17 protein-coding genes and 4 pseudogenes are annotated in these 24,085 nt (G+C 64.9%); 6 read left to right on the top strand and 15 right to left on the bottom strand.

Features of this window, described 5'->3' with window-relative positions:
- Positions 1 to 69 precede the first annotated feature (69 nt).
- Both OHB12_RS11785 and OHB12_RS11790 read right to left on the bottom strand, forming a co-directional pair.
- On the bottom strand, positions 70 to 468 hold the full coding sequence (locus tag OHB12_RS11785; RefSeq protein WP_327118913.1) for an Imm1 family immunity protein: 399 nt from the start codon (positions 466 to 468) through the stop codon (positions 70 to 72).
- 48 nt (positions 469 to 516) lie between these two features.
- Complete coding sequence (locus tag OHB12_RS11790; protein WP_327118915.1) at positions 517 to 3,540, bottom strand: Tn3 family transposase; 3,024 nt, start codon at positions 3,538 to 3,540, stop codon at positions 517 to 519.
- A 183-nt stretch (positions 3,541 to 3,723) separates the two neighbouring features.
- Here OHB12_RS11790 and OHB12_RS36255 point away from each other — a divergent pair.
- Positions 3,724 to 3,901, top strand: a pseudogene (locus OHB12_RS36255) (IS1634 family transposase); the annotation flags it as partial.
- Positions 3,902 to 4,926: 1,025 nt separating this feature from the next.
- Here OHB12_RS36255 and OHB12_RS11800 read toward each other — a convergent pair.
- Positions 4,927 to 5,907, bottom strand: coding sequence for an ArsR/SmtB family transcription factor (locus OHB12_RS11800; protein ID WP_327118919.1), 981 nt, complete (start codon positions 5,905 to 5,907; stop codon positions 4,927 to 4,929).
- 1,194 nt (positions 5,908 to 7,101) lie between these two features.
- Positions 7,102 to 7,854: pseudogene (locus OHB12_RS11805) on the bottom strand (IS256 family transposase); the annotation flags it as partial.
- A 558-nt stretch (positions 7,855 to 8,412) separates the two neighbouring features.
- On the opposite strand from OHB12_RS11805, the gene OHB12_RS11810 reads away from it, so the two are divergent.
- Positions 8,413 to 9,225, top strand: coding sequence for a hypothetical protein (locus tag OHB12_RS11810; RefSeq protein ID WP_327118921.1), 813 nt, complete (start codon positions 8,413 to 8,415; stop codon positions 9,223 to 9,225).
- Between the two features lie 11 nt (positions 9,226 to 9,236).
- On the opposite strand, the gene OHB12_RS11815 is transcribed toward OHB12_RS11810, so the two are convergent.
- From OHB12_RS11815 to OHB12_RS36260, 4 genes are all read right to left on the bottom strand, one after another.
- Positions 9,237 to 10,085 (bottom strand): IS3 family transposase, encoded by an 849-nt coding sequence (locus OHB12_RS11815; protein WP_327121034.1) that lies wholly within the window; start codon positions 10,083 to 10,085, stop codon positions 9,237 to 9,239.
- Positions 10,086 to 10,158: 73 nt separating this feature from the next.
- Positions 10,159 to 10,482 carry a transposase gene (locus OHB12_RS11820; RefSeq protein WP_442800016.1) on the bottom strand — a complete coding sequence of 108 codons (324 nt, stop codon included), beginning with the start codon at positions 10,480 to 10,482 and terminating at the stop codon, positions 10,159 to 10,161.
- 294 nt (positions 10,483 to 10,776) lie between these two features.
- Positions 10,777 to 11,469, bottom strand: coding sequence for a hypothetical protein (locus tag OHB12_RS11825; RefSeq protein WP_327118923.1), 693 nt, complete (start codon positions 11,467 to 11,469; stop codon positions 10,777 to 10,779).
- Complete coding sequence (locus OHB12_RS36260) at positions 11,406 to 12,182, bottom strand: transposase domain-containing protein (RefSeq protein ID WP_442800084.1); 777 nt, start codon at positions 12,180 to 12,182, stop codon at positions 11,406 to 11,408. The genes OHB12_RS11825 and OHB12_RS36260 overlap by 64 nt, the downstream gene beginning before the upstream one ends.
- 148 nt (positions 12,183 to 12,330) lie before the next feature.
- Between OHB12_RS36260 and OHB12_RS11830 the strand changes: the two are divergent.
- The 4 genes and pseudogenes from OHB12_RS11830 to OHB12_RS11845 form a co-directional block, all read left to right on the top strand.
- Positions 12,331 to 12,567, top strand: a pseudogene (locus OHB12_RS11830) (IS5/IS1182 family transposase); the annotation flags it as partial.
- A 381-nt stretch (positions 12,568 to 12,948) separates the two neighbouring features.
- Positions 12,949 to 13,757 (top strand): annotated as a pseudogene (locus tag OHB12_RS11835) (IS5 family transposase).
- 117 nt (positions 13,758 to 13,874) lie between these two features.
- Complete coding sequence (locus tag OHB12_RS11840; protein WP_327121036.1) at positions 13,875 to 14,420, top strand: helix-turn-helix domain-containing protein; 546 nt, start codon at positions 13,875 to 13,877, stop codon at positions 14,418 to 14,420.
- Positions 14,333 to 14,971: an IS630 family transposase gene (locus tag OHB12_RS11845; protein ID WP_327118925.1), complete on the top strand. Its 639-nt coding sequence runs from the start codon at positions 14,333 to 14,335 to the stop codon at positions 14,969 to 14,971. Before OHB12_RS11840 ends, OHB12_RS11845 begins: the two co-directional genes overlap by 88 nt.
- A gap of 305 nt (positions 14,972 to 15,276) precedes the next feature.
- Here the strand turns inward: OHB12_RS11845 and OHB12_RS11850 are convergent, their stop codons facing one another.
- The 7 genes from OHB12_RS11850 to OHB12_RS11880 are packed head-to-tail and all read right to left on the bottom strand — an operon-like array spanning position 15,277 to position 24,007.
- Entirely contained in the window at positions 15,277 to 15,993 is a 717-nt protein-coding gene (locus OHB12_RS11850) for a hypothetical protein (protein WP_327118927.1), read from the bottom strand.
- A gap of 51 nt (positions 15,994 to 16,044) precedes the next feature.
- The gene (locus OHB12_RS11855) at positions 16,045 to 16,812 is read right to left on the bottom strand and encodes an HpcH/HpaI aldolase family protein (RefSeq protein ID WP_327118929.1); all 768 of its coding nucleotides are present in this window, start codon (positions 16,810 to 16,812) and stop codon (positions 16,045 to 16,047) included.
- On the bottom strand, positions 16,809 to 18,032 hold the full coding sequence (locus tag OHB12_RS11860; protein WP_327118931.1) for a type III PLP-dependent enzyme: 1,224 nt from the start codon (positions 18,030 to 18,032) through the stop codon (positions 16,809 to 16,811). Before OHB12_RS11860 ends, OHB12_RS11855 begins: the two co-directional genes overlap by 4 nt.
- On the bottom strand, positions 18,032 to 19,828 hold the full coding sequence (locus tag OHB12_RS11865) for an IucA/IucC family protein (RefSeq protein ID WP_327118933.1): 1,797 nt from the start codon (positions 19,826 to 19,828) through the stop codon (positions 18,032 to 18,034). Before OHB12_RS11865 ends, OHB12_RS11860 begins: the two co-directional genes overlap by 1 nt.
- Positions 19,829 to 19,839: 11 nt before the next feature.
- Positions 19,840 to 21,030: an MFS transporter gene (locus tag OHB12_RS11870; RefSeq protein WP_327118935.1), complete on the bottom strand. Its 1,191-nt coding sequence runs from the start codon at positions 21,028 to 21,030 to the stop codon at positions 19,840 to 19,842.
- Positions 21,027 to 22,820, bottom strand: a complete 1,794-nt coding sequence (locus OHB12_RS11875; protein ID WP_327118937.1) for an IucA/IucC family protein — start codon at positions 22,818 to 22,820, stop codon at positions 21,027 to 21,029. Before OHB12_RS11875 ends, OHB12_RS11870 begins: the two co-directional genes overlap by 4 nt.
- The gene (locus tag OHB12_RS11880) at positions 22,817 to 24,007 is read right to left on the bottom strand and encodes an ATP-grasp domain-containing protein (RefSeq protein ID WP_327118939.1); all 1,191 of its coding nucleotides are present in this window, start codon (positions 24,005 to 24,007) and stop codon (positions 22,817 to 22,819) included. The genes OHB12_RS11875 and OHB12_RS11880 overlap by 4 nt, the downstream gene beginning before the upstream one ends.
- Between the last annotated feature and the right edge of the window lie 78 nt (positions 24,008 to 24,085).

The following is a 24,085-nucleotide window of genomic DNA, read 5'->3' on the forward strand; positions in this document are numbered from 1 at the left end:
ACACACCCCAGTACACGTCACCTTCTCAGGACTGGATGGTGGTTTCGTAACGCCTCGGCTGCCCAAACATTATCGCCGGGTCCAGCACACCAGGGCCGGGCGATGGCCGGTGGCCACATAGTCCGCCACCGCACGGCGTGCGGTCTCCACACTCACCCTGGCCACCGTGCCGGGCACGGTGATCCTCGGCGCATCCACCGACCACATGACGGTGATCGGCGGCCCCGGCTCCAACTCGACGCCGATGGTGTCGTCGGCCATCCAGGTGAGCGCGGCCCGATTGACGTCGATGTCGATGTCGACCCGCAGGCCTGCGCCTTCGGGCTCCTCCGGCTCAATCCAGACAGTCTGCCCTGACATGCCGTGGGGCAGGATCTCCGAGATGGTGTCGTCGAACTGCTCCACCGCATGTCGCGAATCCTCGAGCGGCTCACGATGAGCAAGGTGATCGACCAGTACGTATTGCATCAGCGGGTCAGCCTACCTGTCCCCTCAAATGATGAGTAGGCGCCGATTTCAGTCCTCTTCCCGGGCGTCCGGATCGCGCAGCGGACGGTGCGTTCCGCCGAGGTCGGGCAGGTGGAAGGCGTAGTGCCCGTCCAGGCCGATGTGGCCGCGGATGAACGCCGACAACCGGGCGGCGTCCTCCTCGCGCACTGGATAGTCTTGTGCGCGAAGCTGTTCCAGGGCGCGGTCGCTGTAGACGGTGTTCCAGAGCACGAGACAGTTGAGCACCAGGCCCAGCGCGGAGAGCTGGTCTTCCATGCCCTCGTAATAGGAGCGCACCATTTCCCCCTTCTTACCGTGGTAGATCCGCCGTGCCAGATCGTGGCGTCCTTCGACGAGGTTGGCCTGGGCTTTGCCTTCGCGTCGGTAGGGTTCGTCGTCGGCCAGGCGAAGGATGTGCAGGGTCTTGAAGATCCGCCCATAGTGGGCGATGGCCTCTCCGAGTGGGGTCGGGCGCCCGTCGCGGGAGATCATGCGGGTGACGTCGTGGCCGCTGACCTCGCCGGAGTGGATCGACACCGCGACCCGGCACATGTCTTCCCAGTGGGTGGTGATCTTGTCGACGTCGATGCGGCCCCGGGCTGCCTGCTCCAGTGGCCCGTAGTCGGCACGAATGTCGAACCGCCACAGCCGCTGATCGGGCAGGTTCGCCAACTGCGGCCGATATTGGTAGCCGGTCAAATGCAGGAGACCGAAGACTATGTCGCTGTACGATCCGGTATCGGTAATGACCGAATCGGGTATCCGCCCGCCGTGCTGGCTCTGTAACACGTCGACGATGTGCAGCGAGTCACGTGGCGTCCCGGACACGACCTTCGCGGCCAGGCCAGCGGCCTGGTCGTTGAGCATGTTCAACCAGGTGATGCCTCGCCGGCGTCCGAAGAATCGCGGGCTCGGTCGTGCGTGGATCGTGCGGATCGGGGTGACGAACCGGATGCCGTCAACCGACGCCAACAACCCGCCGCCCCAGGTCCGCGCCAACGGCACCCGCGCTTGGGCCTCGATCAGCGCGATGTTGGCGGTGCTCATCGTCTCCAACCGCACATAGTGCTGGTCGACGTGATGGAGCCGGTCCCGGGTCAGGGCGGGAACACCGGGGCTGGTCACCGGTTTGAAACCTACGTTCATGGCATGCCCGCAGAGCACCGCGGCCACCGATAATCCGAGGTCGGCGACGCGGGCGTCGTTGCCGGAGGCGTGGACGAACGCTTCGGTGAACCCTGGCACCCACGACATCACTTCCAGGACCATCTCCGGCAGGTCGACCTCCGGCATCATCCGCTCGACCCGGCGCCGCAGATCGGTCAGCGACGGCGGGTCCGGCACCGCCTCGAGCGCGGCCAGATGCAGCTTGCCGTCCTCGTCGACACTGGCCGGGCCGTCGCCGCCCAGCCGGGCAGCGACCTGCTGGTAGGCAGTGTCCACAGCGGCGGCGTGATCGCCCAGCAGCGCCGCCGGGTCCGAGGGCAGGTTCAGCGCGTTCATACCCACCTCGCGTGTCCGCTCCCACGCTTCACCCGACAACAACTGGGCGCGCGGGTCGCGCCACCGCGACGAGTGAGGCGCGAAGATATTGCGCTGCTTGAGATGCCGGTGGAACTGCTCTAGCAGGCACAACGTGTAGGCAGCGCGGTCCACCGTCTCTGGTGGGCGGCCCTCCCGATAGACGAGGCGTTTCCACGCCCCGCCGATCAGGTCGTGATCGACTTTGCGGGCATCGAGCCAGGTCGCGGGCAGTTTCGTTTTTGTGGTCATCAACTCACCGAGGGTCTTCGTCGCCGCCAGCACCGCCGCGCCCTCAGCGGTCGCGCCGAACTCGACCACCCTCATCATCGGCGGCAGGAACGTCCGCACCGTCGCCATCCGCCCGGCCAGCTCCTCGAGTCGCTGCCCATCCAACTCTGCGTCGTCGACCGGCACCAGCTCGTCGATCGCGGCCACCGCCCTGCGCAACTCGCTCTTGGTGACGGCATTCTCGATGTGGTCCCAGATCATCTCCAGACTCAGCTCCGGCCCCACCTCGGTCATCTCCAGCAGCACCTTCACCGCGGCGGCGAGCTTGCCCGCATGCCGCGACACCCGCGGGTATCGGCGCAGCTTCTCATCCCTGGATTCGCGTTCGGCCTTGGAATACAGGTCGGTGACCATCAGCAGATCGAACAACTCCAGGACGTCGTCGGTGGCGCGGGCGATCAGCACCTTCACCGTCGCCACCAAAACCGCCAGCCGATACTCGGGCGGCTCCAACCGGCGCAACTGCGCCGCCTTGCTCGACAACCCATAGGTCGCCAACCCGACCAGCCGACGCGGCGGCACCCCCGACACGTCCAGATCGACACCGATCCCGAGCAGGTCCGACAACCGACCCACCGCAGTGACCATGCCCTTGGAGGTCGGCCGGAACACGCCCTTGCGCAGCCGCTCCAGCTCGCTGACCCGCACCTTGCCATCGACAGGCGAGCTCAGCAGTGCACGCAGAGCCGTCTTCGCCGTCGCCGGCAACCGTTGCGTGAGCTGAGCCGACAACCGCCGATCAGCCGTCTTACGGCCCTCTCCGACAAGACGTTCCAACGTCGTGATTCCCGGCAGCAGCGCTTGGCGTTCCCGCAACCACGCCACCGCACCGTCGGAGATCGCTTTCGGTCCGTCGCCGGTCATCCACGACTGGTCCACGATCCACGCCGACAATTCCGCCTCGACCTCGGCGAACGCCACCAAGCTGTACTCCCGCTGGATCTCCCACGCGTGTTCGAGCTTGGTCTTCTCCCGATCCGCATAGCTCTTCACGCACGCCGGATCGGCGATATCGAGCTGTTCTGCAACGTAGGCGACGACCTCCGCTGGCACGTCGAGGGGATCGGCCAGGAACATCCCCAAGTGACGGACCGTGATCATCTGGAGCGCGAACCCCAGGCGGTTGTAGTCACGGCGGCGGGCCGCGATCAGCCGCCGGTCCTCATCATCGAGATAGAAGAATCTCTCCAGCTCAACCCGCGAATACGACCCGAACCGGCCGTAACCCTCATCCGTCACCGCGACATGAAATCACCTACCAGCCAACCCCGTTCGCCGAATCAAGATCCTTAAGCGCCGGATTTCTCAAAGATGTTCCTCGACCCCCGTCTCCGGCGGTCACCGCGCCCTACCAGCCCGATATCAGCTACAGGTGCAACATTGACCGCAAATTGAATGCGCCTTCCGCACCATGAAAACCCCCTCGACCTACGGCCTGTCTACCACCGACTCGACGACCGCATCACCGCCCACGTCCTGCTCTGCTGGCTGGCTCTGCTGCTCATCCGTGTCGCCGAACGCCGCACCGGATCAACCTGGCGTGCCATCAACCGTGAACTGTCCCGCCTGCACCAGCTCACCCTCACCGGCCCCGTCGGCCGCCTGCACCAGACCACCCGCCTCACCGACGACCAAGCCGCCATCTTCAAAATTTGCGGCGTCGCACCGCCCCCAAAGATGAGCGGCCTCCACACCACCGAATAACCGCTGACCAGTCACAACACCCGTCGGGGCCGTGGGCACACGGCCCCGACAATCACACACACCCATCACCACAGGTCAAACCGCATTTCCGATGCCACCGCCTGTCCACCAACTGCGAAACTCGGGGGTCGAGGAGTGCGAGTTGCATTCTGCTCCAGAATGATTCGATCAGTGGGGGCGGTTCAGTATGACGCAGGGTGGCGATCATGCCTTGCCGCCCCAACCAACGAGTCGCCCGGAGTTGTGGGCGGCGGTGAGCTGGTGCAGCCGGGCGGGTGGTCGCGCGCAACTGATGGTCCACTCGATGCCACGCGCACAAAAGGGCTGGTAGTCCACCCGAACCAGTCAGGCCGCCGAGGGGTTTGCAGTTCGTTGTCGCCGAACCGGAGCAGTCCAGGCCCCTTCGGTGAGCGGATGCCGACTCCGGACAGGAGCTCGATCTGCACACCCCCATTGTTGCTCATCTCGGACCCCGCTCCACTCCTCCAACTCGCGGGTCCGGGTCCGGGTCCGGGTCCGGGTCCGGGTCCGGGTCCGGGTCCGGGTCCGGGTCCGGGTCCGGGTCCGGGTCCGGGTCCGAACAGCTTCCCCTGACCCGCGAGGCGAACGAACGAACGCCCGCTCGGGCTGTGGCGCATCGACCTGGAGCCGGCGGTACCGACCTTCCGGATCGTCCGTACGATCGGGCGGTGGAGGTGGGCGAGCGCGATGACCTTCGAGGAACGCCTGGAACCGGCCGTCGCGGCGGTAGACAGCATCCGCGGCCCCACCGGCAACCACCTCGGCGTCCGAGTACAGGCGCTCATCGCCTGCGCCAACCTGGGCTCGTCATTGCCGCCGCCAAACCGGGCGCAGTCCGCCAAATGTCACACATGCGGCGCGGCACCGGATGTTGATTGGCACGCCGGTTGTTGCGGTTGGTCAGGGTGCGGGTTCGAGGACGGTGAGTAGTCGTGTGCCGCGGTCGGTGAGCCGGTAAACGACGATGCGACCCACGCGGGCCCTTGTCACCATGTCGGCGTCGCGGAGCACGGAGAGGTGGGAGCTGACAGTACCGAGTGAGACGTCCAAGATTACAGCGAGCTGGCTGCTCGTGGCTGGCCGCACGAGTTCACGGAGGACGCGGGCGCGACCCGCACCGAGCAGCACCGACAGGGGGTCTTCGGATACAGAGGTCGCTGTGGGGGCCGCCGCTCCGAACGCGGAGTAAATGAGACCGTAACGTGGTGGCGCTTTGCAGACCCACCACCCACCGCTGGTCGTGCGAGGCACGAACACCAAGCCGTCGTCGCCGATCCATCGGTCCGGCCCTGGCCGGCGATTGAGGACGATCGCATCGTCGCCGAACCATACCGGTCCATCTTGCATTGTCTCGACCGCATGCCGCAACCCATGGTCAGCGAGTAGGCTGGTGCGGTAGGCGATGTCACGTTCGAGCACCGCGCGCCGACGTCGCCAGTCAGTCGCAACGAACCGCTTCCACCCGGCCCGCAGCACCTCCGCGACACGCTCTCCGAGTCGATCACTGGACAACCACTGTGTATCTGGCGGCTGCTGGCATGCAGCGACTGCCTCGACCGCGACCGCCCGAAGGTACTCATCGGAGTGCGCTGCCACCTGGGCCAGCTCGTCGGCCAACCGCGTCCGTACACCGGCTTGCGGCGGCGTCACAACACCGGGCAACCGGTTCGTCGTTGCCAGCAACGGCAGTAGTCCCGCAGCCACCTCGTCCTGACTCAGCCACTCACGATAGGCCGCGTAGTGCTGGGTACACCATTGCGCCAGAGCGGGATTGGCAGTCCTACGCTGTAGCACGATCAGACTGCCGATCGTTTCCGCAAGCGGCGAAATGACAAAGCGACAGCGCGACAGCGCACCCGGACTCAACCGGAGAACAACCATCGCCCCGCCTCACCAACCATCCACAGTGGTATCAATCTGTCGAGCAGTGAATTCCTCTGGTCGATCACCCACCCCCACAAAGAACCGGCACGTGAGTCACGGCACCTCAACAGGAGGATCGGTGTACGCCGGTTCGACGGATTGTGTCGGGATCTGGGTGTCACGACCAACATGCTCGGCCTCCGACTGCAACCTGTCGTCTGCTCAAGGGGTGCTGAGGTGATGTTCAAATGGCTCAACATGCACAGAACCACCTCAACGCACCCGCACGGCAAGACGCCCAACCCGTTCCAGTCCGCCGATATCGGGCGCGCCGCCGGAGACGATGATGGCGGAGTGGATGACAGTGCGCACGCTGCTCGCGAGGTCCCTGATCGAGACTTCGGGCCCATGGAGTAGAACGCGGTGTGCGACACGGGTGACACACGCGGGTGGGTGGGGTAGCGACCGCTGGATCCCCTCCATCACAAAGTATTTGGTGTGGGTACACACACCGGATCGCCCGATCCTTACTTTCCCACAATGGCGGCTGGGATCGCACCGGCAGCAGGCGCTCACACGAGCCATCTGCTCTTGGGGACCGTAGTACTGGAAAGCTCGCCGATGTAGTCCGAGATGATCTGCCACAAACGGACCCTCTCACTCCCCCGACAAGAGCAGAATAAAGAGATACCTATGTGTACCTACATCGATACCTACAATTTGCTTCAAGCCCGGGGCTGTCTGATCTTCGGCTCTGGCTCACTTCCGGTTTGCGACGCTGAGTGACAATGAGATCGCTGCGGTCGAAGCCATTGGTCCGCAGGCGCTGCGCCGCAACCGGGCCGTGGGCGTCCCGCGCCGAACCGCGGTGCACTGGCCGGGAGCTGACCCGGCTGATCGAACCGCTGGTTGCGATGGTGGCCGGGTTGCGGCACGGCGGCGACGTCCGGTTCCGGCAGGCCGCGGCGATCGTATTGCAGCATTGCGCCGACACCCGCCGCGGCTGGTGGGCTGGACTTGGTGGGAGTGGGCCGGGATCTGCGGCTCCAGCGCCCAAGAGCTCGCCGCCGCGCAGCCCTTGCCGATCGACACGACGGTGCGACCGTTCGTCGTGGCCCTGGCCTACCAGCTCGGCCGATTCAGGCTCGAGGGACTGACCATCGCGGCGTTCCAGACGCTGCGCGCTCTGGCCGGTACTCGATCATCCTCACAGTCGCAGCAGACGATCATCACATCAGCGACCCCGCGATTCCGCAGTTCGCCGAGGACACCGGCCCAATGCTTGGCGCCTTCGCCGCCGGTGCCGACCCACAGGCCCAGGACCTCCCGCTCACCAGCCAGGGTGACACCGACCGCCACGTAGATCGGCCGATTCACCACCCGGCCATCCCGGATCTTCACGAAAATAGCATCGATCAGCACGACCGGATACACACGCTCCAACGGACGCGACTGCCATTCATTCATCTCCTCGACCACCTTATCGGTGATCTTCGAAATCAACTCACGCGAGACCTCCACATCATAGATTTCCGACAGATGTTTCTGAATTTCCCCGGTCGTCAACCCTTTCGCATAGAGCGAGATGATCGACTCGTCGAAACCCTCCACCCGCCGGGAATGCTTCGGAACCATCTTCGGCTCGAATTCAGAATTCCGATCCCGCGGCACATCGATACGCACGGACCCGACATCGGTATGCACCGTCTTCTGCGATCGCCCGTTGCGGTGATTCCCGTCCCCACGGACCGGTTGATCACCCTTGGAATATCCGAGGTGCTCATCCATTTCAGCGTTCAACGCAGTCTCCAGAACGGTTTTCGTGATCTGGGACAGCAAACCACCCGGACCAGCCAGCGACACCCCCTCTTGCCGAGCCTTGTCCACCAACTCCTGAGCGATCCGGACATCCAGACCGTCCGCCGCCGACCGCTCCCCGGCCGCCGGCATCGACTCCTCCGACACGATGATCCCTTCCGCTGAGACAGGCCGCCTCAGCATCTCCGATCACCCTCCCGCCCACAAGATCTCAGATAGTCCCCGCAGCCCTGACGGAGGGTCGAGAACTGGCGCGGTAACCTGGACGGTGGTAGGCGGCGGAGCCACTGTGACCAGGTAGTTTCCTACCTAGTCGTTCTTCTCCGCTGCCGTGACCAACCCGGTTCCGTTTCCAGTTCCCGCCCGTCAATCCGTGCATGCGGTTCTCCCGCACACGGCTTACCGACGCCGTTCACCGCCGGCATTCGGCACCACCCGCCAGGCCCGAAAAGGCCTGGGCGCGACCACGATTCCATCCAGGCGACTCAGCCCAAGCTTGTTGCCGGACGCATAGGCAATCACCCAGCGCCCGAACGCCCGGGGGATGGGAGCGAATCGTATTGGATTTTCACGCCGATTGGTGAGGTTGATCGTTCGTCGCTGGCGTTACTCGCCCGGTATGGGACGTCGACGCAGCAGACCTATGCCTACAGCCTGGTCGATCATCTGAATTGGCTGCACGTAAACAATCGCAGCCCTGCGTCGGTGACTTTGGCTGATCTGCACCGCTACATGAACGGGCTTACTGGCCAGGTGGACGGCGTCTACGGCGCGGTCTGGCGTGATCCGCAGAAGGGCCAACTTGGAGCGGCGGCGAGCAATGTCGCCACGGTGGTGAAAGCCTACTATTTGTCGCTGCAGACGTCGGTGTGTCTTCGCCCCGAATTGATCGAGGGACTCACCTGCGGCCGCAGCTTTGGCCCCCGCGGTCGTGCCAAGCGGATGCACGAGTCGAATCCGCCTGCCCCAAAGAAGAATTCGCCGCGTCCACGGTTCGTCTCGGACGAAATTGTGCAAGCGTTGTTCGAGCCGGGGGTGTTGACCACTGCTCGTGACGTCATGATCGTCACATGGTTGCACGACGGCGGGCTGCGCGTGGGTGGTCTGTGCGGTCTGCGTTTCTGCGATCTGCATCTGACGCGCCATCACGCTTGTGGCCAGCGCGCCGATCCTCACGTGCACATCGTCGGACGCAATGACAATCCCAACCGGGCGCGGGCGAAAGCCTATGCCTCGGCCCGCACGAGCAGGGAGGGCTACACGCTCGATGGTGTTATCCGTGCGGTCAGCGACGACATGGTCAGCACCCTCTACACTTACCTGCTTGACGAATTCCATCCGATCCAGGCCCTGGTCGACCATGAGCAAGTGATCGTTCACCTCGGAGGGCGCACTCCGGGTGCGGCATTGGGCACGGGCGCGGTCCGTAAGATACTGGCACGGTCCCGCCGCCGCGCGGAGCTTTCAGTGCGTTTGACGCCACATGCATTGCGCCACAATGAGGTTCACCCCAAATAGTGGACAGGGGTTCAAGCAGCTTTTGCTGCGTCTGTCAGGAATTGCTCGTAGCGTAGGGGGCTGAGCATCCCGAGGGCGGAGTGCCGTCGATCATGGTTGTACTTGTTGATCCAATTGTCAACCGCAGCAACGAGTTCGGTCTTGGTGGCGTAGACGTGGCGGTAGTACGACTCGTGTTTGTAGGTCGACCAGAGCGATTCGGCGGGACTGTTGTCCCAACATATTCCGGTATCGCCCATCGACCGTTTCAGCTGGTGGCGGTGGCAGGCGTTGACTGTCATCGCCGCGGTGAACTCGCCCCCACGATCGGAATGCAGCACGGTCCCTTCCACCGGATGCCCACGCACTGCTACGGCCTGGTCGATGGCTCGGCACACCACGTCGGCGCCGATGTGATCGGCCACGACGTGGGCGAGCACGCGGCGGGTATGTCCGTCACGGATGGCGCACAAGTACATGTCGCCCTGTCCGCAGGTCAGATATGTGAAATCGGTCGTCCAGACCGCGTCGGGGCGGCCTTGATCGAAGTTGCGGCGTACCAGGTCCGGCGGGAACGACGCGGCAGGATCGGTGATCGTGGTGCGGGCCTTGAACGTGCGTGGGCTGATGCCCTCGATCCCGATCCGGGCCATGATCGCCGCGACGGTCTTGGCACTGACCACCTCGCCACGTGCGCGTAGCTCGGCAGTGATCCGCGGAGAGCCGTAGGTACCGTCGGACTCGGCGTGGACGTCGAGGATCTTCACCGTCAGATCGGCACGACGCCGCTGACGTGGCGTCGAAACCGTTGCCGTGCAACGTTTCACATACGCGTAGTAACCCGACGCCGACACTCCCAGCAGGCGCGCCATACGACGGATCGAGAATCGTTGCCCCTCGGGGCGCTGGTGCCCGCGGTCTCGGCGATGTCATCGGGGCCGGCGTACTTCACCATCAGATCGAACCGGGCCGGTTGGTCTGCATCGCGGCGAAGTACGCCGAAGCTTTTGCCAAGAACGCATTGTCCTTCTCCAGCTCGCCGACTTGCCTGCGTAAACGCAGCAACTCGGCTCGCTCGGCCGCGTCCAGAGGTTTCTCACCGCCGACCTCGGCCGCGGCGATCCGGCGCCGCTCGTCTTTGACCCAGGTACTGAGCACGGTCTCGTGAATACCGAGTTCACGAGCGACCACGGCGATCGAGCGACCGGAATCGATCACCCGATGAGCAGCCTCGACCTTGTACTCGGCCGTGAACGACCGACGCTTGCGAGGAGGCATAACGGACATCCTTACCAGCAGAACCATCGATCCTGCTAACTCGGTGTCCACTTCCAGGGGTGAACCTCATACTGAGGTTCACCCAAGGTCGGGTAGTTAGTGTTTTCGCTTGTCATGCAAGGGTTTCGGGTGACCAGGCGGTGGCGCTGTAGAGGCCTGGGCCGAGTTTGTGGATGAGGCCGTCGTCGGCCCACCGGGTCAACTGTCTGTACATGGTGTTGAGGGTGATGTCGCCGAAGTGGGCGGCGATGTCACGGGCTCGCCACAAGCGGGTGGGGTGGGTGTCGAGCAGGGTCAGGATTCGGTGGCGTCGGCGCTGGTCGGGGGCGGTGCGGCTGTCGTGGCGGGAGTGGTTGGGAGCGGGAGTTGTTCGGTGTCGGGCACTACGATGGCGAGGTCGAGATTGGTGACGGTGCGGCTGGTGTCGGGGCGTCCGTCGTCGAGGCGCTCGTTGTAGCGCGACATCGGTGATTTGACCTTGCGGGTGCTGACCCGTTGCCGGCGTGGTGGTAGCAGGTGCCCCAAGATCCGGACGCCGATCCGCCCGAGAAGGCCGCTTCCGGTCCCGGTGGGGACGACCCCGTCCGCGGTGATGACCTGGTCACGGGCGGTGTGGAAAGCGATGGCGAAGCTGCAACGGTCCGGGTCGGTACCTGGACGGGATTCGGCGGCGTCGACCATCACGATGCGCAGCGCTTGGTACAGGCCCAGCAGGGCCCACATTTCCTGTTCGACACCGACGGGGTCGCCCGAACGCAGAACTCGTCCGGCCATGATCGTGTGGCGCAGCGCGTAGTAGGCGGATTCATGTTCCCACCGCTGATGGTAGAGGGCCACTAGCGTCGCTCCCGGGTAGCGGCGGGCGTCGGTCAGGGTCGTGACGAGGCGGTAGCCGGCGGTGAACACGATGCCGTCGATGCAGGTCACGGTGATCTGGGCGTCGATGATCCGCACCGGGATCCCGGCGATGACCGCCAGACGAGCCATCGCCCAGGCGGGTCAGGACCGGGATGCGCCGGTTGCTGCGCGACCGACCCAATACTTGGGCACCGGTCGCGCAGACTTCGACAAGGAAGTCGTTGCTGTCGAAGCCCCTGTCCCACAACACCAGCATGTCCGGGCGCAGTAGATGCAGCAGCTTGCAGGCGTAGCCGGTCTCGCCCAGCTCGGTGGGTCCGAACACTGCCCCGATCACCGCGCGGGTTCCGGTCTCCACCAGCGTCATCAATTCCAGCATCGGGTAGGCGTAATGGGCGGTGGCACGCAGCCAGGCCCGGTTCTCCAGCGGTGGCGGGCACTTTCTGGGAGGTGCAGCCATCGAAGGACACCATCCGATACCGCCCGAACCGAACCCCCGGAGTCGACGGCTGCGCCAACGGCCCGGCCAGCACATCGAACAACATCCGCATCGGCGCGACCCCCACCCGACGGCGCAAGTCCCGCAACGCTTTCGCGGTCGGGGCGGGCACTGGTATCCCGGTCAGCGAGGCCGTGAGTTTGCCCCAGACCGTCCGATAACCCACCTCGGGGAACAAGCACATCGCCAGGAGGAAATAGACCCCGACCCGAGACGGGAGATCACGCAACCGGCGCTGCACCGACCGGGTTTCCTCGAGGACCGCGTCGACAAGCTCGAAGGGCACCACCACGGTCAACTCGCCCAGATGACCGGCAGCGAACCGGCCCGCGGCCACGGTCACCGACCGGGTGATCGCCGCCAACGCGGGAGGCAGGGGAGAATGAAACGGCAACGGAGCTCCTCGGCAACAGGCTGTCTTGGTCGACTACCTGAACCAACGAGCTCCGTTGCCCTATGCCCGAAATCCTCAAACCGCTTGCGCCACCAGCGGGAAGATCGCGGTCAAGGGCCTGAAGGCGCCGGTGCAGGCGAGCGGACGCTGGCACGTGGAGCAAACGAACCCCTCGCACAACGCCTTCAACAAGCTGCAGCGTTGCTACGAACTCCGCAAACGTGTCATCAACGCCTTCTTCGATCTCGCCGATGCCGTCATCACCGTCCGCGCCCTCATCCGCCGCGCCTGGACCACCCACCGCTGGGACACTCGGCCAGCACACCGCCGGTGACACCACCTACCTGCGCGACCTCTTAGCTGTCGAAAACGTTGCCCCAGTGAACATCCGCCGGTACTGCTCGTTGGCGGGTGAGGTCGTGTGGGCTGTCGGCTTGGCCGATAATCATGTGACGCTTCTCTCCGCGGTCCTCCTCTTCCATCACCAAGAGTTGCGATGCATCACCGGCTCGACGCTCAACTGCTCTGCCGATCGTGCACCAGAAGCGGGGCGGTCCCACCTCCCCTCATTGGAGGTGGGACCACCGGATCCGCTGCACCCCGCTGCGAACAGCGTCGCGCCGAAACGGTGCAGGCCATGTGTCAGTCGTCGTCTGCGGAAACCTAAGAGCGTGTCTTACGTGGATGTAATTCGTTGTGCTGCATAGTGTGATGCGTGGTTGATGGGCTTGCTCTGCGGTTGGTGCCGGATGCGTTGTGGGACATCGTGGAGCCGTTGATACCGTGGTTCGAGCCGAGGCCGCAGGGTGGCGGGACCGCGCCGGTCGACGAGCGTGCGGTGTTCACCGCGATCGTGTTCGTGTTGACCAGTGGCTGCGCGTGGCGGCATCTGCCGCCGTCGTTCAGGGTGAGTGTTCCCACCGTCCATCGCCGCTTCATGATGTGGGCCGACGCCGGGGTGTTCGACCGGCTCCATCGTGAGGTGCTCGACCGGCTCGGTGCGGTCGGTGAGCTGGACTGGAGTTCGGCGATCCTGGACGCGGCAAGCGTGCGGGCGAAAAGGGGGGCTCGCTGACCGGGCCCAGCCCGGTCGACCGCGGCAAGAACGGGTCGAAGATCCACGTGATCTCCGATGCGAACGGAATCCCTTTGACTACAGGCATTTCCGCAGCCAACACCCACGACTCGGTGATGCTGCAACCGATGGTAGAGCAGATCCCCGCAGTACGATCCCGCCGAGGCCCACGCCGCCGCAAACCCGGCAAACTGCGCGCGGACAAGGGATAGGACTACAACGTCCACCGCCGATGGCTACGCGAGCGCCGCATCATCCCCCGCATCGCCCGCCGCGGCATCGAAGACCCGAAACGGCTCGGCCGTCACCGTTGGAAAATCGAACGGACGATCGCGTGGCTGACCGGCTACCGACGCCTCACCCTCCGCTACGAACGCCACGGCCACCTGTTCGCCACCTTCCTCCAACTCGCCGCCGCCATCACCTGCTACAAGAAACTCTCCACGTAAGACACGCTCTAGTGCTGCGTTCCTCAAAGATCATGTATCTTGTTGCTGGTCTTGGTGGTTCGGGTGTAGTCGAGGTGGGTTCTGCCGAAGGTGTTGATTGCGCGTCCGGCGCGGGATGTGTTGGAGGAGCGAAAGATTCGTAAGATTGCAGCGGCTCGGCATGCGCCTGGAGATTGGATCCGGCGGGCGCGGATGATCACAGCCAGTTGGGATGGGAAGTCCACCGTGCAGATCGCCGGTGAGCTCGGCTGTCATCCACAGACGGTGCGAGAACGGTTGCATCGGTTCAACACTCATGGCCTGGACGGGCTTGGCGATCGTCGAGGAGCAGGACGTAGACCTCGGTTGACCGAAGCAGAGCGCAGCCGCATCGTGGCCTTGGTCGCCACGACACCGCCGGGGCGTTTGACACGGCATCGCGATGGCGAACTGCGCGCCGAGAAGGACGCGGCCGGGTCGTGCTGGACACTGGACGCGTTGACCGAAGCGCTGCGCGGCGAAGGCATCGTCGTCGGTCGCAGTCAGGTCCGCAGAATCCTTGTGGCAGAGGGGGTTCGCTGGCGTCGGCCGCGGTCGTGGACGGCGAGCAAGGACCCGTACTTCGTCCCAAAAGGACCCACATCGTCGGTCTCTACACGCAGCCACCCGAAGGTGCCACGGTAGTCTGCGCCGACGAACTGGGCCCGGTCTCGCCCCGCACCTTCGCACCCGCACCGGGGTGGGCGGTCGACGGGCACCGGATCAAGGCGCCCCTGGAATACTCGCGAGGCCCCGACAGAGTCTGGGTATACGGATCGATCCGCATCCGCGATGGCCATGCCGTCACGCTCACCGCCTCCTCCCGCAACAGCGTCAACTACCAGCGTTTCCTCGAACTGGTCGAACAGGCCAACCCGGTCGGCGATATCTACGTGATCACCGACAACCTGTCCAGCCACAACAGCAAATCCACCCGCGAATGGCTCGAGGACCATCCACGGATCAAACACGCGTTCATCCCCGTCGGAGCGTGCTGGCTCAACCTGCAAGAGCCGTGGTGGCGGATCTTCCGCCGCGAAGCCCTCGCCGGCCAGACCTTCGCCGACCACACAGAAATCGACCGAGCCACCCGCCAGGCCACAGCCGCCCTCAACGCTCGCGCACGACCATGGGTCTGGGGCAGACCCCCGCCGAAACCCCGGGCTCTACGCCGCCGGTTTGTTTACCACCTTTGAGGAACGCAGCACTAAGGCAGGCGACCCTTTCCGCAGCTGCTGAACATCGGCGCCGGAAGCCTCGAGGTGCACACGAATAACCTGGACCCACATCGTGATACCGTCGGCGCCGTCAAGGTCGCTTTAGCCGGTCCTGCTTGTGCGAGCACCGTGTAGTGCTCCGCAATCAGCCCCTGGTCCAGCGTGATCAGCGCTGCCAGACGGAACTGGCCGTCTGGCCCGGCCAGGAGTTGGGCCTGATTGCAGCCAGCCACAGGTACACCGACGTCGAAACCTCGACGGCGCCGAGCCCGGCGGGATCGCGCCTACTTGGCAGGGGTTGCTGGCATCGGCGAGTTGATGGTGGTGAAGTACTGCGCTGCGGCCATGATCGCCACTGGCGCGGTGACCAATAGCTGACCGGCGAGGGTGCCGATCGCGCCTACCGCGATGATGCCGCCAAGGCAGCCGATGGCGGCGGCCGGGACAACTGGGCCGAACAGGCCGACGATGGTGGCCGAGGCTACGGTAGCGCCGGCGACTCCACCGAGCACACAGCCGACCGCTCCGCCGCCGAGTCCGCCGACCAGGGTGCCGATGGTGGCGCCCATTCCGATGGTGGTGGTCATGCGGCTCCATGCGGCCTGCTCACGATCGTATGGGGTTCTCCGTGGCGCCTGGTCCTCGAAGGGTAAGGCGACCGGTTGGTAGGCCGCATGGGTGAGGTCGAACTGCGGGGTTAGGGTGGCTGTGCGGTCGTGGATGTCGGCGGCTATCGGGAAGACGAAATCGTCGACGCGGAAGGCGAGTTCGGTGCCTGCGAGTGCGGTTCCGTTGGCTGCCTTGATCTTGAAGATGCCGTCTTCGATCGCGAGTGAGCCGGCGTCGGTGGTGATGGTCGTTGCGCTTTCGCCGACCCTGGCCTTGTAGTTGACGGCCGTCGTTGTCTCGGGGGCGGCGGCGCCGACGCCGGTGCTGGCAACGAGCGCGGCGATCAGTCCGGCTGCGATCAGCGACCCGCGGTTGGCAGTGGATTCCCTCATCGGTGTTCCTCCATATTTCGGTTGGTGGGACGGACAATTTGGTGGCAGGGCTCAGCTGCGCAGCACGGCGAGGTTGTTTCGCAGTGCCGCGGCTGCCATGTCGGCCGCGTCGCCGTGCACGAAAGCCCGAACCCCGGCCTCGTGCCAGTGGGCGTACCGCTCCGTGGTGCGGACGATCGCCCCGAACGGCACGTCGTGGTTGGAGCAAGCGTTGTGCAGCCGGTCGACCGCCGAGAGCACCAGCGGGTGCCGCAATTGCCAAGGCACGCCGTAGGATTGGGACAGATCTCCGGGGCCGGGCAGCACCAGGTCGATATTGCCGCCGGTCAGGATGTCGTCGATCGCTTCGACACCGTCGGCGTCCTCGAGCAACGGGACCATCATGATTTCGGCGTTGGCTGCAGCCAGATGCTGGACCGGATCGGCCGATCCGAATCGCGTGGTCCGCCCGCTTCCTAGCGACCGCATTCCAATGGGGGTGTAGTAGGCGGCTTTGATGGCGGTGTCGATGTCGGCGCGGCTGCACACATGTGGTACGACGATGCCGAGCGCGCCGGCGTCCAGGGCCCGCAGGATTGCGCCCGGATCGTTTGATGGGACTCGCACCAATGGTGTGAGGGCGGTCGTCTCCGCGGCGCGGATCAAGTTCTCCAGCTGCTGTGGGTCGAGCTGGGTGTGCTCGGTGTCGAGGACAACGAAGTCGTAACCGCCGTAACCGATCATTTCGACGAGCGCGGGGGCGGGGATCGAGCAGAACAACCCGTGTACCGGCTCACCGGCCGTGATCTTTCGCTTGACAGCGTTCACACGCATCGTCATTCGACCTCCGCGTGCAGTGCGTCGTCGACGATATGGACGCTGGGCGGCGGATGCATCAAGAAGTTGTGATGGGAGATGTTCCATGCGTAGGCGCCGGCGAGCCCGAAGGCCACGCGGTCTCCCACGCGCAGGCCGACGGCTGGAACATTCCTGGCTAAAGTGTCTTTCGGTGTGCACAGCTGCCCGCAGATGGTGACCATTCGACCTGCAGCGGTCGGCCGCGGCCATGGGTTGTCCCACCCATCCACGGCCACGACTGCACAAGGTTGGTCGTGGCCTTTGGCGGCGGGGGTACGCAGATGGTGTGTTCCGCCTCGGACCACGGCGAATCCCGCACCGTGACTGGGCTTCACGTCCAATACGTCGGTGACGTACCAGCCGCAGTACGCGGTCATCGCTCGTCCGGGTTCGATGCTCAATTGCAGCCCGGGCCAGGCGTCGGCGATAGCCGCGAGACCCGAGCCATAGGTGGTCCAATCGAAGCAGTCACCAGGCATTCGATAGTCGACGTTCATTCCGCCGCCCACATTCACCTCGGTGAGTTGAACACCGTGGCGCTGCGCAATGTCAGTCGACCACCGCACCACCGATTCCGCAACCTCGACCAGATCGGTGGCTTCGAGCCCGCTGGCCAGATGCGCGTGAACACCCTCCCAGCGCAAACTTGGGAATTTGTTGCCGGCCAGAGCGGCGGCGGCGATCTCGGCCTGACTCGGATCCAGGCCGAATTGAGACGGTCGGCCGCCCATTGACAGGGCACTACCGGACAGTGCTTTGCTGCCGACGGGTACGTTCACCCGAAGCAGCACGCTAACTAGCAGCCCTGGCCGGTCGGCGGCCAGTTGTGCAAGCATCCGCAGTTCACCGACACTCTCCACGTGAATCCGATGCACGCCGAGGTCGAGCGCTGCCCTCAGTTCAGCACGTGTCTTGCCTGGACCGCCGAAAGCCAGCGGCAGTCCCGGAACCACTTCGGCGACGTGGGACAACTCGCCACCGGAGGAGACTTCGAAGCCGTCGACAATCGTGGACAGTGCCGCAAGGATTTTTGATTCGGGGTTGGCCTTGGCCGCGTAATACAGTGTGACCCGTTCGGGTAACACAGACCGTATGAATGCGGCGTGGTCGCGTAGTCCGGCGAGGTCGTAGATGTAGGCGGGAAGTTCGGCGGAGGCCAGGGTGTCGATCTTCGTGCGCACCGCGTCGCTGAGCGGAATCATCACCGACCCCCTACGGTTTCGGTAGTGTTCGTCTGCGCTGGAACTTGGTCGGCGCTCACGAACGGGGACGGGATCTGGACGTAGCCGGCGTCACGGTCAGCTTTGCGTTCCCAGCGGGTCAGCAGATTGGCCTTGGCGGGCAGCGGAACTCCCGCAAGAAGCGCAGAAAGGCTTGGAGGGCAACTATTTTCATCTGCGTATCGACGCAGTGTCGTGTAAACCCGGTGCCAGAGATCCCGTTCCAGGTCGGGTCGCAGATCAGCCAGTACGGCCAGGGTTTCCGCAACGTTGTTGACCAGCAAGCAGTACACGACGCGACTCCAGCCCTGCTGGGCGTCGTAGCTCATCCGGTCGGCCACCTCGGGCAACAGCCCTGCCAGCGCTGCGGCATGCCGCTCGGGCAGCAGCTTCGTGCCTTCCAGATCACGGAACAACACCTGCACGGGCAGGCCGCTGGTGTCGACACCGATCACGACGTTCTGCAAGTGTGGTTCCAGCACGACTCCGTGGTCGAAGTATGCGGCTAGCACTGGTGGGACGGCCAGGTCGAGATAGGCTGTCCACCATCGCAATACGTCGTCACTGTTGTGTCCGCGGATTAATTGCGAGATGTGCGCTGAGCTGGTCGGGTACTCGTCGGCGACCGCGGCGGTGAGCAGGGCGGTGACGCCGGGCCGCAGCCGCCGGGCGAGACCTTCCCGGACGATGACACCGAAACCTTCCAGTAGTGCGCGGTCTGCGGTCCCGTCGGCCCCTGGGAGGGCCAGGCTGCGATAGGCGGGTTCGCGCAGTATCACCGCAGCTGGGAACCGCTGCGCGAGGTCGTCGAAGACCGGGTGCAGGATGCGGGTCAAGGCCACTGCGCCGGACAGTTCGTAGGTGGCGTTCTTACGCAGGCAGTTGGTGATGCGGACGTTGAGGCTGAACTTCAGGAATGTCTCGCCGTCGTAGAGTGTGCGCACCGAGGCGGTGGCGGCGAAGGCTCGGTCCCCGGTGCCCAGATCCACGATGTCACCGCGCTCGAGCGCGGTGTACAACGCAGTGTTGTCTCGTAATAGCTCGTACTGCCACGGATGTACGGGCAACAACCGGAAGCCTGCGGGCAGATCGGCGTGCAGGTTATCGATTGCTGTCAGCGCTGCGGTGTCGGCGGATTCTTCCGCGATCAGGTGCGATCGTACGGCCAGCAGACGGAGCCCGAACACGGCACCGAACTCAGGGGCGTACCGTGTCCAGGACTCCTGCTCACCGCTGCGCGACTTCGGCGTGGGGTGGAAGCGGTGGCCGAACAGCAGCGACTGCTCCGATGTCAGGTAATCGATGTCTGTGGGCCCCTCGCGGTGGTAGTTCACAGCCGCGGTGACGGTTTCGTGGCTGTTGGCGACCTGGTCGAGGAACTCGTCGTTGGCGACACCGGTGCGCAGGGACAATTCGTCGCGGATGTGCGATGCCAGTTCTCGCCAGCTCACCGTGGCCCAGCCGCCGGCCCGCAGTTCACGCACCGGACCGCGGAATCGATGTGCACCGAACAACGAGGTTCGCCGTAGTTGCGCGCGGAGCAGTACGCCTCGCCGCGGTAGCCGCAGGATTATGTGGTCGTCGGTCACTGTGGCCTGATGCTCCGGCCCGGACACCTCACGGAGTAGACAGTTGAGCAGGGTGTGAGCCACAACGTCATCGGGAACGGGTAGGCGGTCGGCAGTTTGTGGGTGCAGGCCGGGTGATTCGGCCGCAGTTGGCTGGACTGTCGCCGCGTCCAGTGATTCGGTTGGCTCGGCGGTGTTGAGTGAAGACATGGGGTACTCCATCAGTCGTGTGAGACGTGCGAGCGGAACATGGTGGCCAGTGCGACGGTCATGCCGGCCGCGGCTGCCAGGCCACCCGCAGCAGTAGGTGCGGCAGGGCCGAACCGGACAGCAGCGGCGGTGGCCGTAACCCCGGCGGCCACGGCGCCGGCCTTGGCGAAGAACTCCAACGAGCCGAACATGCCGCCGGGTGCGCGCCCCGCGGCGCACTGTGCAGCAAGAGCGTTACGGCCCAGCAGGCACAGGGTGAGGCCCACACCCAGCATGAGCCGGGCCAGGATGAACCCGGCCAGTGATCCGATCACCATGTGCGCGATAGAACCGACGGCCAGACAGGCGAATCCGACTGCAACCGGCCGGGTCACCCCGCCGCGCAGCCGTCGCTGTACCGGTATGACCGTGATCAGATAGATCAAGTGCGGCAGCGCGAACAACACCCCGGCGACAACCGGTGGCAGCCCCGGCAGTCGGGTGCCGATCAACATCACCAGATACGGAAACGAGACCACGGTCGCGAACACCACCGTGAATTCCAGCGCGAACAGCCCACGCAGCGACATGTGAGTGGTTGTGCCAGTCGATGTTTCGGAATCAGTGAGCTGCTTGTATGGCTCCGGCTCCGGCAGCTTCGCGAGCAGCAACGCGGCGCCGAGTGGCAACAGCGCGAGCACCAGGTACTGTCGGTGCGGCGAAAGCCATGGCGAGAGTAGCCCGATCACAATCGGCGCGAACACCAGTGCGGCGCGGGCGCTGGCCTGCAGGATGGTCAACGCCCGCGTCAGCGCCGGAGCTTGCAGCGCCGCACCGAGATAACCGTTCGACGCGGCGAACGTGCCGCCCAGCACCCCCTGCAGGACCAGTGCCGCAGTGAATACCGGCAGCGAATCCGCCCAGCCCGCCAAGATAAACGCCAACGTCAGGCCGAGCTGGGCACGCAACAACAATTTCTTGCGTCCGAACCGGTCGGCCAGCCTGCCCCACAGCGGCGCCCCCAGCCCACCGAACACGGTCGGTACGACATACAGCAGACCCGCCCATCGGGCATTGGGATCACCCAACTCTGGGAGCATGGCGGTCAGATACGGCGGCAGTCCCAGGGCGGCGAACGAGGCCACGAAGTAACAGCCCGCCACCAGATAAACTTGCTGGTCGCCGGCGATTTTCACTGGACGGCGCTGGTCGATAGTCGTCATTGGTAACTCCCAAGATGCCGAAGGTAGTTGGGCCCGCTGGTGTAGTGCTTGTTGATATCGGCCGCGCCGGATCGCTGTTTGCTGAGCAGCGTCCCCGCGCTCACCATCGCCTTCACCGGCAGCGTCGGTGCGTCGAGTAGAGCGGCGCGCAGCCGAGCCCCAGCCACAAGGTCGATACGTGAGATGGCTTCCTCGAGCCGGTCACGCACCTGCCCCAACAACTGGGACAGCGGCGCATACCCGAGACGAGCAAGTTCGAATGCGTACCAGCCGGCGCACAGGTGCATGGTGATCGTGATGAACAGGTCGGTGAGCGGCTGGTCGTCGGTGACGTTGATGCGGGGGTCGATGAATGTTGCCGGTTCGGCGCCGATCCGTGCCTGCAGGCGGGCTGTATTGACCCGCGGTGTGTCGTTGTCCTTGAACAGCAGCCGCAGCCGGGTCATCGCGCCAGCGGCCGACGGGACGATGTCGAGTACCAGCGAGATGTTCTGCTGGTGCGCCTCGAGCGCGATACCGTATCCGAAAAGGGTGATCTGCCAATCGAAGAGCAGTCTGATCCAGGCATCGAAGAGCGCGACCGGGTCGCCGCTGTAGAACCGGTCGGCGAGATGGTCCAGGACTCGGCGTCCATCGGGGGCCTCGCTGAGCAGCGCGGCCATCGGTACCACCACCGCTCCGTCGAGCGCCGCTGGGTAGCGGCGGCACAGTACCGCCAGCAGTTCATGCCCGGCGTGTGCGTAGGTACTCTCGTCGGCGAGCAGGATCATGGTCTGGAACCGCTCCTCGCGGGTGATCACTGCGATCAGCAACTGTTGGCAGAGTGCACCATCAGCGAGAGTGCGCGGGCGAATAGTGCGCAGGTTGCGCTGCCCCAGGGTCGCGGTCGCAAGCGGCAGCTTCAGGTGTTGGGCAGGGTCGCCGGCGCTGGCCACTGTCCGCATGGACAGTGTCGGCACCACTTCGAGATAGGGCCGGTCCAACAACACGCACTCGTCGCTCAAACCCGATTCGCGCAGCGCCAAATCGAGCGTAGCGCCCACGGTCAGTGGGTGTACCGGTAGCAATACATGGCTGTCGGCCAGCCGTCGCAAGCCGACGCGGCCGGGGGTTGGCCAATACTCTGGGAATTCGGATCTGCCGGCGATGATCAGTGCGGTTCGCGGCACTGCCAGCCAGCGAAGCCGGAATCGGGGATGGAATTCCGGTGCATAGCAACGTAATTGGTTGGCACTCAACCCCGATCGGGCGCGTCCGGCCGGGTGCACCGGGTGATCGAGGCGGGCAGCCAGGGTGTCGAAGGCGAGGCCGGCACCACCGGTCCAGTCGTCTAGTTGTCGACCGTAGTGCGCGATCAGCCGCGCCGAGACCCAGCTCCCGGTCTTCCGATGCAGCCGCATCGTCGCCAGGGCTTGGCCACATTCCTCAGCGAAGGCGGCGAATCCGGTGTGATCGGTGTGATCGGCGAAAGCGGTCAGCGCAGTGAGGACGTCCGCGATGGTCCGCAGCTGTCGACCGTCGGATTCACGCAGGACCAGCGGCTCGCGGACGGAGTCGGCGCACAGGAACCCGTCCGGCTGCACCGGCAGCAGTAGGGCATCGGGGCCGAAAGCGGTCGTCCCGGCCAGCCGCACCCAGTCCCCGTCTTCGCGCGTCAGCCGGGTGGCGTGTGTGCGCAGACCGACGACATCCTCGCGCAGCAGGGTTGCGAGCACCCGCGACACCAGCTCTGTTTCATCCGTGTCGGGATACCCGGTTGGTTCCGGGTGACGGGCGGAGGTCACGGTCACGACGCCACTTCCCACCGCTGGCCGGCCAGGAACTGTTCCGCCGCCTGGTCGACCGCCGCCGAGCAGTTGCCCACGGCCCGCAGCACTCCCACGTAGTCCCGGTTGGTGTGGGCAAGCTCGTGCGGCGTGCCGATCTCGCGCAGCGGCCGGTAGGACAGCGCGACACCGTCCACGACAAGATCGGCCGCCGCCGGCGCGGAGATCAGTGTCCCCGAGGCGGGCGCGCAGACATGATCGATTCGGGCGGCTCTGTCGGTGCGGAACCCGAGATCGTCCGGGAGCGGTTCGCCCAAATGTGTGCGCAGAATACGTTCGAACAGTGGTATTTCGAGCGCATCCTGCAACAGGAGATCACACTGATCCCCGATGCTGCGGTAGTTGACCTCGATCAGTCGGGCCCGTCCGTTGGTCACGACGAATTCGGTGTGGCAGGAGCCGAATCCGATACCGAGCGCGTCGAGCTGGGCCATCACCTGGTCGGTTACCGGCTGCGGGTGCGCTGCGGTGAAGGTGTGCCGCAGTTCGATGAAATGTGGGGCCGCAGACAGCCGTGTGAGAAACCCACCGAGCACCTGCCGCCGTTGCGCGTCGCCGAGGGTTTCCAGGGTGCACAGGTCACCGTCGAGGTACTCCTCCACAACCAGGGCAGTGTTCGGGCGACGATGGCGAATTTCTTTGCAGCACCGTAAGAGATCGGTCATTCGACCGACCTGCACAACGTCCTCGCTGGCCACTCCTTCCCGTGGCTTGACCACACACGGGAACGGCACATCCAGGGCGGTGAGCGCGTCGGGATTGCGGTCTTGCAGCAGTTCGGCATGCCACACCACGTCCAGCCCGCACGCAGTGAGCCGCCGCCGCATCTCGGCCTTGTTCTTCACCCGCCATGCGGTGCGCCAGTCCTTGCCGGGCAGACCGAAATAGGCTGCCGCCAGTGCCGCTTGCGCTTGCAGGTGGTCACTGTTGGTGAAGATCACATCAGGTGCTGGCAGAGCGGCGATGGTCGCCACGACCGCGTCAGAGCTGCGCAGGTCGCAGCGCACGACGGTGATGTCGGGATGCCGGGTCCGATGCGGATCCGGCTGATCGGTGAGAATCGTGACCTCCATGCCCAGCGTCGCAGCGGCGGGGAGGAAACCTTCGGAGACGGAGTCGGTGGGATTGAGCGCAAGCAGATACAGCAGCACGGGCAGTTCCTCACGGTGAACTCGTAGAGCGATGTGCGACAAGGACAGTGGGCTGCTTCGGGCGGAATCCCCTGGTCG

The organism is Nocardia sp. NBC_01730 (assembly GCF_035920445.1).
Taxonomy (GTDB): Bacteria; Actinomycetota; Actinomycetes; order Mycobacteriales; family Mycobacteriaceae; genus Nocardia.